Annotated in this window: 11 protein-coding genes; 6 read left to right on the top strand and 5 right to left on the bottom strand. The window is 40.4% G+C overall.

What is annotated here, in order from left to right:
- Nucleotides 1-84: 84 nt before the first annotated feature.
- Complete coding sequence (locus FLK20_RS04310) at nt 85-951, bottom strand: YitT family protein (RefSeq protein ID WP_152655330.1); 867 nt, start codon at nt 949-951, stop codon at nt 85-87.
- A gap of 81 nt (nt 952-1,032) precedes the next feature.
- Nucleotides 1,033-1,494 carry an SRPBCC family protein gene (locus tag FLK20_RS04305; protein ID WP_152655329.1) on the bottom strand — a complete coding sequence of 154 codons (462 nt, stop codon included), beginning with the start codon at nt 1,492-1,494 and terminating at the stop codon, nt 1,033-1,035.
- Between the two features lie 181 nt (nt 1,495-1,675).
- Between FLK20_RS04305 and FLK20_RS04300 the strand changes: the two genes are divergently transcribed.
- Together FLK20_RS04300 and FLK20_RS04295 are read left to right on the top strand one after the other, a co-directional pair.
- On the top strand, nt 1,676-1,876 hold the full coding sequence (locus tag FLK20_RS04300; protein WP_152655328.1) for an alpha/beta-type small acid-soluble spore protein: 201 nt from the start codon (nt 1,676-1,678) through the stop codon (nt 1,874-1,876).
- 181 nt (nt 1,877-2,057) lie between these two features.
- The gene (locus FLK20_RS04295) at nt 2,058-2,975 is read left to right on the top strand and encodes an aldo/keto reductase (protein ID WP_152655327.1); all 918 of its coding nucleotides are present in this window, start codon (nt 2,058-2,060) and stop codon (nt 2,973-2,975) included.
- A 59-nt stretch (nt 2,976-3,034) separates the two neighbouring features.
- Here FLK20_RS04295 and FLK20_RS04290 read toward each other — a convergent pair whose 3' ends face one another.
- On the bottom strand, nt 3,035-4,129 hold the full coding sequence (locus FLK20_RS04290; RefSeq protein ID WP_152655326.1) for a branched-chain amino acid aminotransferase: 1,095 nt from the start codon (nt 4,127-4,129) through the stop codon (nt 3,035-3,037).
- A gap of 139 nt (nt 4,130-4,268) precedes the next feature.
- Between FLK20_RS04290 and FLK20_RS04285 the strand changes: the two genes are divergently transcribed.
- Entirely contained in the window at nt 4,269-5,051 is a 783-nt protein-coding gene (locus FLK20_RS04285) for an HAD family hydrolase (protein WP_152655325.1), read from the top strand.
- Between the two features lie 83 nt (nt 5,052-5,134).
- Here the strand turns inward: FLK20_RS04285 and serA are convergent, their stop codons facing one another.
- A complete protein-coding gene (gene serA / locus FLK20_RS04280; protein ID WP_152655324.1) occupies nt 5,135-6,721 on the bottom strand; it encodes a phosphoglycerate dehydrogenase in 1,587 nt (528 codons plus the stop codon).
- A gap of 3 nt (nt 6,722-6,724) precedes the next feature.
- Nucleotides 6,725-7,882 (bottom strand): pyridoxal-phosphate-dependent aminotransferase family protein, encoded by a 1,158-nt coding sequence (locus tag FLK20_RS04275; RefSeq protein WP_152655323.1) that lies wholly within the window; start codon nt 7,880-7,882, stop codon nt 6,725-6,727.
- Between the two features lie 478 nt (nt 7,883-8,360).
- Here FLK20_RS04275 and ilvD point away from each other — a divergent pair, with 478 nt between their 5' ends.
- The 3 genes from ilvD to ilvN all read left to right on the top strand — a co-directional run bounded on the left by ilvD (nt 8,361) and on the right by ilvN (nt 13,185).
- Nucleotides 8,361-10,046: a dihydroxy-acid dehydratase gene (gene ilvD / locus FLK20_RS04270; RefSeq protein WP_152655322.1), complete on the top strand. Its 1,686-nt coding sequence runs from the start codon at nt 8,361-8,363 to the stop codon at nt 10,044-10,046.
- A gap of 890 nt (nt 10,047-10,936) precedes the next feature.
- The gene (ilvB, locus tag FLK20_RS04265) at nt 10,937-12,658 is read left to right on the top strand and encodes a biosynthetic-type acetolactate synthase large subunit (protein WP_152655321.1); all 1,722 of its coding nucleotides are present in this window, start codon (nt 10,937-10,939) and stop codon (nt 12,656-12,658) included.
- Nucleotides 12,655-13,185, top strand: coding sequence for an acetolactate synthase small subunit (ilvN, locus tag FLK20_RS04260; RefSeq protein WP_152655320.1), 531 nt, complete (start codon nt 12,655-12,657; stop codon nt 13,183-13,185). The genes ilvB and ilvN overlap by 4 nt, the downstream gene beginning before the upstream one ends.
- Nucleotides 13,186-13,211: the final 26 nt, after the last annotated feature.

Genomic DNA, 13,211 nt, shown 5'->3' with positions numbered 1-13,211 from the left:
TTTAAAATAAAAGAAAAGAGCCGGTATACTTCAGACAATGTGTTTCCGAAGTATACCGGCTCTTTTCCTGTCAATATTTCCAGCTTAAAATTTTTGTCCGTGGTATTTATCGAGTGAGAAGCCTCTCCCAAGAATTTCAGACGCACTGATAAAAATAGTGAATGCTTCAGGAGTCTCTTCTTGCAGTAATTTCTTAAGTTTCACAGCTTCTGCTTGTTCTGCCACAACTAAAATCATCGTTTTATCCAATTTTGTATACCCGCCGACAGAACGGATTTTTGTCAGTCCACGGTCGATACCATCCTGGATAAGCTGCTGTACTTTTTCTTCCTCATCCGTAATAATCATAACCAGCTTAGTGGCAGAAGTCCGTAATTGGACAATGTCTATTGCTTTCCCACTAATGTAGATTGCCATTAATGCAAATAGGGTCAGTTCAAAACTGAATACGAAAATGGAGGTGATAACTACGAGCCCATCCACGATAAATTGCGAGTAACCGCTGGAAATACCAGTGAATTTCTTCACAATTTGGGCAATCGCTGCTGTACCGCCAGTGGAGCCATTTCCTTTGTAAACAATCCCTAAACCAGCCCCAAGAATAAGTCCGCCATATAGGGCACTTAAAAATGGATTGGTCACTGTAATTGGAATATCAGTGGAAAGGAAAATAGCAAAGGGAACCCAAAATGTTCCAACCAATGTTTTGACGCTAAAATCTTTTCCTAAAGCAATCCATCCAATAATGAAAATAGGTATATTAATGATAAATTGACTGAGTGCCGGATTAATTGTATACAGTTCATATAAAAGGGTGCTGATTCCGGACAGCCCCCCGGCAGCTAACCGCGCCGGCAGGAAGAAAATATTATAGGATAATCCGACAATAGTAGCTCCGATAATAATATAGGCATATTCTTTAAAGGCATTCGATTGTTTTGTGCTAACCATGCGCAATGTTCCTTTCCCGACAATGATATGGAGACCTATATTAATGTATCACTGTTGAGAATAAGAGTAAACAGCATGCCTTTAAAGTGATAAAGCGACAGAATCAGTTTCTGTAAGAGGCTTTGTAATCCGTTGGATAAATTTTTCCAATAAGGCAGGAAGAAAAGAACTAATCAGCGGTGCGCTCATTTTTCCAGCCAATCCTTTTAATTCGAGTTCTAATAAACAGGTCAGGGTGGAGGAACGAGAAGAAAGCGGGGTGAGCTCGAAACAGCCGGCTCCTAAGCATTTGTTTTCCGAATCACGAACGCGGAATTGAACGGTGGCTGGAGCGGTCATATCTATGATTTTGACATATAGCTTTACATCCTTCGTTATATTGCCTGCTTTGCCGTGGAGCTCCCAAATCGAGTCCATTGTCGAAACATTCCTATGTGTTTGATAACCAGGCACCTGCTTTGCCCAGTTAGACCAATCCTCTAAATAGTTCCATACATTTGATTGCGGCAGGTTAATATTCATGCTGTAATCTGCTTTTAACATCACGTGTTCCTCCTTAAAATTCCTTTTTGGACATCTCTTTCAGCTTTTGAAGCTACTTGAAATACTTATGTAGCATTTACCGGACTTATGCTAAAAATTTTGTATAGTTTATCGGCGTTCTGCAAAAGCTAACAGCAAGCAAGTATGGCACTTGCTTTTGAATAGAAGAGGAGGGTTTCTGGTGGCTGACAAACGAAGAAATGCGTTGTTAGTACCGAAAGCAGAACATGCAGTAAATCAGATGAAAGAGGAAATTGCTGGTGAAATGCATGTGAATTTAGGAGCTGACACGACTGCTCGTGAAAACGGTGCAGTCGGCGGTGAGATGGTTAAACGTATGATTCAAATGGCTGAGGGCAGCATGGCGAATCAGAAAAAATAACCCGAATCAGCCCTATAAAATTACCCGCTCTATTGTTCTAATCGAAAACCCTGTAGAGAGAATTTACTTTTCTCTACAGGGTTTTCACTATTTACCAAGTAAAATCTTGAAGGAGAAACCCGGATTATTTTCAGAATTGTCGAAGCTTGTGATAAAATATGTAAGAGGGAGGGAGTTATATATGAAGCGTATCCAGTTAGGAAACAGCGAATTATCTGTGCCAATCATTTCTTTAGGCTGTATGGTCATGCAGCAAAGTACGAAAGAGCAAGCGAATAAAGTGATTCATAATGCGTTGGAGCATGATGTCAATTTTTTTGATCATGCCGATATTTATGGCAAAGGAAAATCAGAATCAATATTTGCAGAAGCAATTGATATGAATCCGTCTATTCGTGAAAGATTGATTATTCAGTCAAAAGCGGGTATCCGTAATGGATTTTATGATTCTTCCAAAGAACATTTGATTTCATCTGTTGAGGATAGCTTGAAGCGTTTGAAAACTGACTACTTAGATGTATTTCTGATTCACCGTCCCGATGCTTTAATGGAGCCGGAAGAGGTGGCAGAGGCATTTTCAGAGTTAGAAAAAAGCGGGAAAGTGCGGCATTTCGGGGTGAGTAACTTCCGTCCGCGTCAGGTTGAATTACTGAAAAAATATGTCGATCAGGATCTGGTAGCCAATCAATTGCAGTTAAGTGTCACCAATTCCGGGATGATTGACCAGGGTTTGTATGCAAATACTTCCTTCGATCAGGCAACGGATTTAGATGGCGGGGTTATTGATTATAGTCAGGTAAATAATATGACGATTCAAGCCTGGTCACCGCTTCGTTATGGTTTCTTTGGCGGATTTATTATGGACCGGGATGCTTATCCGGAATTGAATCAGGAGCTGGATAAGCTTGGAGAAAAATATGGCGTGGCTCGAGAAACTATTGCGATCGCATGGATTTTACGTCATCCGGCAAACATTCAAACCATTATTGGTACAATGACACCAAAACGGCTGACAGAAATGGTAAAAGCAGCGGATATTACGTTGACGAGAGAAGAATGGTATAAACTGTGGCAGTCCGCAGGGAATAAATTATTATAAAGTTTGTTCAGCATTAAAAGTAAAAACCAAGTCAGGTATCCCCGGCTTGGTTTTTACTTTTAATGATTGACTGTGCTTTCTGTTTCAATATTTTGCATCCAGTTAAACGGATCCTCTATATGCCCATATTGAATACCTGTAATTGTATCATAGACCTTTTTCGAGATGTCACCTGTTTTTCCTTCGTTGATAATCATTTGTTTATCTTCCCATTTTAACTCACCGATTGGAGAAATAACGGCAGCAGTACCTGAGCCGAATGCTTCTTCCAGTTCACCTTTTTGATAGGCTTCATAGAGTTCTTCAATCGAAATACGTCTTTCAACAACCGGAACTCCCCAGTGATTTAATAACTCGATCACACTGGAACGTGTGATTCCGGAAAGAATGCTGCCATTCAGCTTTGGTGTAACTACTTCCCCGTTAATTTTGAAGAAAACATTCATGCTGCCGACTTCTTCAATATATTTCTTTTCCACGCCGTCCAGCCATAGAACCTGTGTGTAGCCAGTTTTTTCAACAATCTCTTGAGATTTTAAGCTGGCTGCATAGTTTCCGCCGGTTTTTGCTTCTCCGGTACCACCTTTTACGGTACGTACATATTCGTTCTCTACAGCAATTTTTACAGGATTAATTCCTTCTTTGTAGTAAGTACCTACCGGAGATAAAATAACAATAAATTTGTAATTTGCAGATGCGGATACACCAATATATGGCTCTGTAGCAATAATAAATGGACGAATATAAAGTGATGTTCCTTCTGCATGAGGGACCCATTCACGATCAATGTAAATGAGCTGTTTAATGGCTTTTAAAGCAAATTCTTCATCAATCGGAGGAATACATAAACGATCATTGGATCGATTTAAACGTTCCATGTTTTTTTCCGGGCGAAACAATTCAATGCTTCCTTTATCCGTACGATAGGCCTTTAAACCTTCAAAAACAGTTTGAGCGTAATGGAATACCATCGCAGAAGGTTCAATTTGCAGTGGTTGATATGGTACAATGCTCGCATTATGCCACCCAAGAGGTTCCGAATAATCCATGATAAACATATGATCTGTATAAATTTTACCAAATACTAATTGATCATCCTGTGGCTTTTCTTTTTTTGTTTCACATCGTTGCACGCGAATAGTTTGTTCTTCCATATCAAAAGTCTCCTTGCCATTGATTAAATTTCTATATATCATAAGACATATCAAAGATTTTATCAAGACTAAATTTTAAATTAATTTATTGAATTATGATTATGCTCATAAATTAAATAATGAAGTGGGGATGTAAATGATGAAAAAAATGGTATTATTTGATTTAGACGATACATTGCTGTGGGATAAAAAAAGTGTACAGGATGCATTCACTTTAACTTGTCAGCTGGCTGAAAAAGAAAGCGGGGTTTCTCCAGAGGAATTAGAAAGGAATGTTCGTCACAGGGCAAGAGAATTATACGCTTCATATTCAACTTATACATATACGAAAAAAATTGGAATCAATCCATTTGAAGGACTATGGGCAACCTTTGATGACAATGGCGAGGAATTTCGCAAGCTCCGGGAAATTGCACCAAAATACCAGGAAACAGCCTGGCTGGAGGGGCTGAAAGATACGGGGATTAATCACCCTGAGCTTGCCAAAAAACTGGCTAAGGCTTTTCGGAATTATCGAATCGAGAGCCCCTGCTTATTTGAAGATACGCTTTCTGTTCTGACAGAGCTTGGAAAGGACTATCGCCTGGCTCTGGTTACCAATGGCTCGCCCAGTCTGCAAAACCTTAAATTAGAGATCTCATCCGAATTACCACCGTACTTTGAGAAAATATTTATCTCGGGAGATGTAGGGATTGGAAAACCGACCCCGGAAATATTTAATTATGTATTACAGGAGCTGGATATTCAGGCTGAAGAGGCAATTATGGTCGGTGATAATTTGAATACAGATATAATTGGGGCAAATCAGATCGGAATAGATTCTGTCTGGTTAAATCGATTTGATGCAGAAAATAAGAGTGATATTCAACCGGATTATGAAATACAATCACTTCGGGAATTAAAGCGTATCCTGCAATCTTAGGCTTGGGTTTTTATCAATATCCAGATAAAAAACCGTTTGAACACTACATACCCGGCGCGTTCAAACGGTTTTTTAAATTATTTTTACAAATCAATTGCAGTGACAGATTTAATTTCCTCTAATAATGCAATTTCTTCCAGTGCTTCGTCTTCTAAATGACGGTCAATTGTCAAAAGCATAATGGCATTTCCGCCTACATCGGAACGGTCTACCTGCATCGTTGCAATATTAATATTGTGCTCTGCGAAAGCACTTCCCATACGACCGATCACACCAGGCTGATCAATATGCTGAATGACAACCATATGTCCTTCAGGTGTCGCATCCACCTGATAATCATCTACACGGACAAGGCGTGGTCCGAGACCATTTAAGAGAGTTCCGGCAACCTTCCTGGTTCCAGACGGTCCACTGACTTCGATGGTAATCAGATTTGTAAATCCTTTGCGCGCTGATGTTCTGCTTTCACTGACAGTAATGCCTTTACGGTCTGCTAAGTATAATGCGTTGACATCATTTACACGGCTGCCAAGGAAGCGTTTAAGAATTCCTTTTACTGCATTACGTGTGACAGGCCCGGTCTCGATGTCGCTTAGTTCGCCAGAGTAGGTAATACGAATATCATGAATGACTTCATTTGCTAAGTCAACAATAAAAGTACCAAGCTTTTCTGCCAAATAGAAATATGGCTCAATTTGATGCATTGCTTCACTTGGAATAGAAGGCATGTTTACTGGATGACGAACTGCTTTTCCTTCTAAGAAACGAATAACATCATGACTGACATCGATAGCTACAATTTCCTGCGCTTCGATTGTACTTGCACCTAGATGCGGTGTCGCAACAACTTCAGGCAGGCTCAGCAATTTGTGCTCTGTAAAAGGCTCCTGTTCAAAAACATCTAGTGCAGCACCAGCAACCTTTCCAGAGACAATTGCGTCATATAAGGCATCTTCATCAATAATTCCGCCGCGGGCACAGTTAACAATCTGTACACCATCCTTCATTAATTTAAAGGCTTCTGCGTTAATCAAGTGCTTTGTTTCTTTCAACAGTGGTGTATGAACCGTGATGAAATCTCCTGCCTGCAGTACTTCTTCCAGGGTACCGCGCTTGATGCCCATTCGCTCTGCTTTTTCATCAGTCAGGAATGGATCATAAGCAACAACATTCATGCGCTGTCCTTTGGCGCGTGTTGCTACTTCTGCACCAATTCTTCCAAGGCCTACAACACCCAATGTTTTCTGTTTTAATTCAACACCAACAAAGCGTTTACGATCCCATTGCTTTTGTTTTAACGCATGGAAAGCTTGCGGGATATTCCGGGATAGAGACATAATCATGGCAATCGTATGCTCTGCAGCTGAATTGGTATTTCCATTTGGAGCATTGACGACAATAATGCCATTTTCCGTTGCTGCTTCCAAATCAATATTATCGACACCAACTCCGGCACGTCCGACAATTTTTAAACGGGATGCTTTTTCCAGTAAAGCTCGCGTTACCTGTGTCTGACTGCGGACTAATAAAGCATCAAACTGATCGATATTCTCCAGCAGCTCTGCTTCATTCCAGCCCGGATTTTTGACGATTTCAATTTGCTCGATCTCTCTTAATGGTTTAATTCCTTCGTCGCTTAATGGGTCACTAACTAGTACACGATACGTCATGAGTTACTTTTCCTCCTGTTGCAGATAAATTTCTTGAGCAGCCTGAACACCTTTGCCAAGCTGAATGTCTTTTCCAATTTTCACAAGTCCAATTTCAATTAAACTGATTGCTTGCAGGGTGTCAGCAGGGGAGCAATATCCCATATGCCCAATTCGGAAAATAGAGCCCTTCATATGCTGCTGCCCGCCTGCTAAAGTCAGATTGAATTGCTCTTTTACAGCGGCGCGCAATGCTTCTGCATCAAAGTCATTTGGACGGACAGCTGTTACGGTTGGTGAAGCATCTTCATCCGTTGTCAATAAAGGGATATCTAATGCTTTAAAAGCCGCTCTTGTCATGTCACGCAGTAAACGATGACGCTCATATACATTCTCAAGCCCCTCTTCTTCTAACAGGTTAAGAACCTGCTCTAAACCAAATAATAAAGAAAGTGCAGGTGTATATGGTGTTGCTGTATTTGCCAGATTTTTGCGATAAACACGCATATCTAAATAGAAACGAGGCTGCGGATTTTCTTCAATGACCTTCCAGGCCCGCTCACTCGCTGCGATAAACATTAAACCAGCCGGCAGCATGAATGCTTTTTGCGAACCTGTTACATAGATATCTACACCCCAGTCATCCATGTTAGCTTCCACTCCGCCAAGACAGGATACACCATCTACCACGAAAAGTGCGTCAGAGGATGCATGAATGGCTTTAGCAAGAGACGCTATCGGGTTTAATACACCGGTAGAAGTCTCACAATATGTAGCAAAAACGACCTTGATTTCCGGATGAGCCTGTAAATAATCTTGAACAACCTCAGGACGAACAGCTTCTCCCCATTCTACATCAATTCGGTGCAGTTTCAGTTGAAAGGCTTCGCATATTTTTGCGAAACGATCACCAAATGCCCCGCTGACGATAACAAGCACATCATCTCCCGGATGTGCTGCATTACTGACAGCCATTTCTAATCCTGCTGTCCCGCTCCCGGCAACAGGAAAAACATCCTGCTTCGTTCCAAATACGGATTTTAATTTTGGGAGAATACGTTCCAATAATTCTTTCGTTTCTTTCCCGCGATGACCTATCATTGTCTGGTTCATTGCACGCCCGACACTTGGAGGAATAGGACTCGGTCCGGGTATTCTTAAAATGTGCTGATCTTTTAGCATGGTTGATGAGCTCCTTTTAAATGAAATATGATAAAAAATACCAAAATGGCATTGTTTAAAATAGAATATGAACTTTTCACGATTGCAGCCTTTTTAATATCCATATAAGCAAACATTGAATAATTTTTTCTAAGCCCGTAATCATTGTATTTACTTAAAAGGCGTATGTTTAGATTGAGATTAGTTAATAACATATGGATATTTTAACATAAATGAATTGAAAAATGGAGATTCATATGAAAAGTATTTCTTACCAATATAGCAACATCCATTGTAATGTCAATATTAAAGTTACATCTTATAGCAGAACAATAAAGGAAAGCTAGATCTGTGTTTTACATTAAATACAGGCTTCCTTTCAATGAAGTAAGCGATTCCTACAAGGAATGTTTAAGGAATATTAAAAAAAGAAAAGATTAAATAAATTGAACTATAAGAATATTGCACCTATAATAGTTCGAAAAGGAAGGTGTAAACTATGGAAAAAGATCTAAGGACAAAAAGTAAAGCTTTTGACGGCACCATGCGTGCTCCCAACCGGGCAATGCTGCGTGCTGTCGGTATAACCGATGATGACTTTAAAAAGCCGATGGTCGGGGTTGCCAGTACATGGGCAGAGGTAACACCATGTAATATACATCTGAACGATTTAGCCTTAGTTGCTAAAAAAGGAGTGAGGAAAGTTGACGGTGTACCGTTGATTTTTAACACGATTACAGTATCAGATGGTATTTCCATGGGAACACAAGGGATGCGTTATTCTTTACCAAGCAGAGACTTGATCGCTGATTCGATTGAAACGGTTGTCGGTGCGGAAAATTTGGATGGTCTTGTTGCAATTGGCTCATGTGATAAGAACATTCCCGGGTGTATGATGGCTATCGCTAATTCGGAGGTCCCTGCTATCTTCGTATACGGAGGAACCATTGCACCAGGTAATCTTGATGGAAAAGACATAGATATTGTTTCGGTATTTGAAGGTGTCGGGCAGCATAATGCAGGAAAAATTGATGATAGGCAAATGAATCGGATTGAATGTCATGCCTGTCCAGGCGCAGGAGCATGCGGCGGAATGTATACCGCAAATACGATGGCATCCGCAGCTGAAGCAATGGGATTAAGCTTGCCGGGAAGTTCTTCTAATCCGGCAGAATCACAGGAAAAACTGAAAGATGTGGAAGCTGCCGGAGAAGCAATGAGAACATTGCTGGAGAAAGGCATCTATCCAAAAGATATTATGACAAAAGAAGCCTTTGAAAATGCGATTACAGTTGTGATGGCACTTGGCGGCTCTACCAATGCTATTCTTCATTTATTAGCAGTGGCACATGCTGCAGAAGTAGACTTAACCATTGACGATTTTAACCGTCTTCAAGCAAAAGTACCGCATCTGGCGGACTTGAAGCCGAGCGGTCAATTTGTATTCCAGGATCTTCACAATGTTGGCGGTGTACAGGCTGTGATGAAAATGCTTTATGAAAATGGCTATCTTCACGGAGATTGCATGACGGTAACGGGGAAAACAATCAAAGAGAATTTAGAAGATGCACCGTCATTAAAAGAAGGGCAGAAAGTAATCATGTCGTTAGATAAACCAAAAAGAGAGGATGGACCGCTCATCGTTCTGAAAGGGAATCTTTCTCCAACTGGTGCAGTAGCAAAGGTTTCTGGTGTGAAAGTAACAAGACATACCGGTCCGGCACGTGTATTTGATACAGAAGCAGAGGCAACGAAAGCCGTAATGAACAATGAAATTAAAGACGGTGATGTACTTGTTATTCGCTACGTAGGGCCAAAAGGTGCTCCAGGAATGCCGGAAATGCTTTCTATTTCCAGTATTCTGGTAGGGAAAGGAATGGGAGAGTCAGTAGCGCTGCTGACAGATGGACGCTTTTCTGGCGGTACACACGGCTTAGTAGTTGGACATATCTCGCCGGAAGCACAATCTGGTGGACCAATTGCACTTCTGGAGGAAAGGGATAGTGTCACCATTGATTCCTCTACAAAAGAAATATTTGTAGATCTTTCTGATGAAGAACTGGACAAGCGCCGTCAAGCATGGAAAGCACCGGCGTTATATAAAAAAGGTATCCTGGGCAAGTACGCACATAATGTAAGATGCTCTTCTCAAGGTGCCGTTACAGATTATTTGAACCGCGATTAAGAATCACTATATATAACGAAAAAGCCCAATCAGATGAAAAGCATATCATTTGATTGGGCTTTGTTATTGACCTAAAAATAAATAAATTATGATATGCAGTAACAAGCATAGCGTTTTTTAACTTCATTTTGGAAATGCTGAGATGAAGGTAAAAAGAGTAAATATTTTTAAGGATCTTAAACAAAAAATAAAATGTAATCAAATTTTAATAAAAATCCAATGATAATGCATATCAACGATGAAAACGCATACATGAAATCAGACTAAATAGAATTATTAAAAAAATTACAAAATACTATTGACTATCATACGGAAACAAGATATGATTGTTCGCAATATAAGATATTTCTTAACACAGTAATTTTTAAAAATATCAAGAAGTTATTACTTCAAAATATATGAAAATGCGTTGACGGGAAAAAAGGAAAAGAGAAATAGCTTTTACAGAGATCTGGGGTTGCTGGAAGCCCAGAATAGCTACTTATTCCGACATCGTCCCTGAGTGTCACATGGAAAGGAACATTCCAATTATATGTGACCAGGTGTATAGTATAGTAAACTATGTACCTGTTATCAAACATAGCTCTAGTGGCTATTGAGGCAAAGTTGAAAAAACTTTGTAAAACTGGGTGGTACCGTGAAAAGCAGATCCTTTTCGCCCCATACATGATGAATAAGCATGTGCATGGGGGGAGAGGGTCTTTTTTTATTCTACTAACCTAATAGTCGGAACCATAGTAGGGTGAATAATTAGTTTAGTTAAAATGTTCAGTTTTTTCGCAAATAGGAAAATATAAAAGTCTTCTATTTGTACACAAGCGTAACAAATATGTTTATCCAAAAGATTGGGACATATCAAGTTTTCTAAAAGAAAGAGGAGGGGCTTTGTTGTGAAAGTTAATGCAAATCAAGAGGTGGAAGTGAAGAGTGATTTGGTCACAGGATCTGATTTGTTAGTTCAGGCATTAGAAAAAGCAAATGTTGAAGTTGTATTTGGTTACCCGGGAGGTGCTGTTTTACCAATTTATGACGCTCTGCATCGAAACAATACAGCCTTCAAGCATGTGCTTTCGCGACATGAGCAGGGCTCCATACATGCGGCTGAAGGATATGCAAGAGTATCAGGAAAGCCTGGTGTTGTTATAGCTACCTCAGGACCAGGGGCAACGAACTTAATTACAGGAATTACAGATGCCATGATGGATTCCATTCCATTAGTAGTATTCACAGGGCAGGTTGCGGAGCAGGTTATTGGAACAGATGCTTTTCAGGAAGCAGATGTGATGGGGATTACGACGCCAATTACAAAGTATAATTATCAAGTAAATGATATTGCAGACCTGCCAAGAGTTGTTAATGAAGCCTTTCATGTTGCCACAACAGGAAGACCGGGGCCGGTACTCATTGATATTCCGAAAAGTATTTCCGAAAAGGTAACAATTAATGACTATGAGGATGACTTTTATTTACCGGGATATCAGCCAACCATTTATCCAAACCCGATACAAATTTCAAAAGTGACGAATGAGCTGAGTAAAGCGAAAAAACCGGTAATACTTGCCGGGGCAGGAGTTTTGTTTGCAGAAGCAACAGAAGAGTTAAAGCAATTTGTGAACAATTGGGAGATTCCGGTTGTAACAACGCTGCTGGGGCTTGGCAGCTATCCTGGTGATGATAATCTGTCGCTTGGTATGGGGGGGATGCATGGTACCTATGCAGCCAATAGAGCTATCTATGAAAGTGATTTTCTAATTAACATTGGTGCACGATTTGATGACAGGTTAACTGGTAACCTGAAGTATTTTGCTCCTCATGCAAAAGTAGCTCATATTGACATTGATCCTGCTGAAATAGGAAAAAATGTAGAAACAGAGATTCCGGTTGTAGCGGATGCAAAGCAGGCATTAAACGTACTGCTGCAGCAGGAAGTGAATCGGGGAGATTATACAGCCTGGTTAGACAAAGTTAAAAAGAATCAAAAAGATTATCCGCTATGGTATAACCGGGGCGAGAGCCCGATCAGTCCGCAATGGTTAATCGAACAGGTGCATGAAAAGTCGGGTGGCGAAGCAGTGGTGACAACAGATGTTGGACAGCATCAGATGTGGGCAGCGCAGTTCTACACCTTCAAAAACCCTAATAATTGGGTAACATCCGGCGGGCTTGGCACAATGGGTTTTGGTTTTCCAGCTGCCATTGGCGCACAAATTGCCAAACCGGATAAGTTAGTTATCTCCGTTGTAGGAGATGGCGGTTTTCAAATGACATTGCAGGAGCTGTCTATCTTGAAGTCGCAAAACCTGCCGGTAAAAGTGGTTATCTTGAATAATGATGCACTTGGAATGGTAAGGCAATGGCAGGAAACATTTTATGAGGAACGTTACTCGCACTCCTTGTTTTCAGAAAACCCTGATTTTGTGAAACTGGCGGAAAGCTATGGAATTAAAGGAATGCGCGTATCCGATGAAAAAAATGTTCCAGCGGCTTTGGAAGAAGCTTTCTCGCATGATGGTCCCGTAGTTATTGACTGTCGTATTGACAGAGATACATGTGTATATCCGATGATTGCACCGGGTAAAGGAATGCACGAAATGATTGGGGTGACAAAATGAAACGGATAATCATTGCCACAGTACAAGATCGTGGCGGAGTGTTAAATAGAATTACCGGTATGCTGAATCGGCGCCAGTTTAATATTGAAAGTATTTCCGTCGGCGCTTCAGATGTGAAAGGTATTTCCAAAATGACATTTGTTGTCGAAATTGCTGATAAGCAAAAGCTTGAGCAATTAACGAAGCAGCTCAATAAACAAATTGATGTGATTAAAGTATTAGATGTTACAGAAAAAGCAATTGTGGCAAGAGAGCTAGCTTTAATAAAAGTAGTTGCGACGAATCAGACAAGAGCAGAAATTATGACATTAATCTCTGCATTCCGTGCAGATGTCATTGATGTCAGTAAGGACAGCCTGATGATTCAGGTTACCGGCAAGCCGGAAAAGGTCGATGCATTGATTTCACTGCTCAGACCATATGGCATCAAAGATTTAACAAAAACAGGATTAACAGCATTTCCAAGAGGTTATCAACCTGAACAAGGTTTTAGCAGTGAGCTGAATAATATTTCTGCTCATGGATAATAAAAAAAATTACACTATTAATTGAA

The organism is Oceanobacillus sp. CFH 90083 (assembly GCF_009389585.1).
Taxonomy (GTDB): Bacteria; Bacillota; Bacilli; order Bacillales; family Amphibacillaceae; genus Oceanobacillus.
Note: the sequence above shows the minus strand (reverse complement) of the source record. Positions and strands in the feature narration are given on the sequence as shown.

Bases quoted from the DNA above. Each gene is read 5' to 3' on its own strand.
- FLK20_RS04310 (WP_152655330.1), bottom strand. From the start codon at position 951: ATGGTTAGCACAAAACAATCGAATGCCTTTAAAGAATATGCCTATATT.
- FLK20_RS04305 (WP_152655329.1), bottom strand. From the start codon at position 1,494: ATGTTAAAAGCAGATTACAGCATGAATATTAACCTGCCGCAATCAAAT.
- FLK20_RS04295 (WP_152655327.1), top strand. From the start codon at position 2,058: ATGAAGCGTATCCAGTTAGGAAACAGCGAATTATCTGTGCCAATCATT.
- FLK20_RS04290 (WP_152655326.1), bottom strand. From the start codon at position 4,129: ATGGAAGAACAAACTATTCGCGTGCAACGATGTGAAACAAAAAAAGAA.
- FLK20_RS04285 (WP_152655325.1), top strand. From the start codon at position 4,269: ATGAAAAAAATGGTATTATTTGATTTAGACGATACATTGCTGTGGGAT.
- serA (WP_152655324.1), bottom strand. From the start codon at position 6,721: ATGACGTATCGTGTACTAGTTAGTGACCCATTAAGCGACGAAGGAATT.
- FLK20_RS04275 (WP_152655323.1), bottom strand. From the start codon at position 7,882: ATGCTAAAAGATCAGCACATTTTAAGAATACCCGGACCGAGTCCTATT.
- ilvD (WP_152655322.1), top strand. From the start codon at position 8,361: ATGGAAAAAGATCTAAGGACAAAAAGTAAAGCTTTTGACGGCACCATG.
- ilvN (WP_152655320.1), top strand. From the start codon at position 12,655: ATGAAACGGATAATCATTGCCACAGTACAAGATCGTGGCGGAGTGTTA.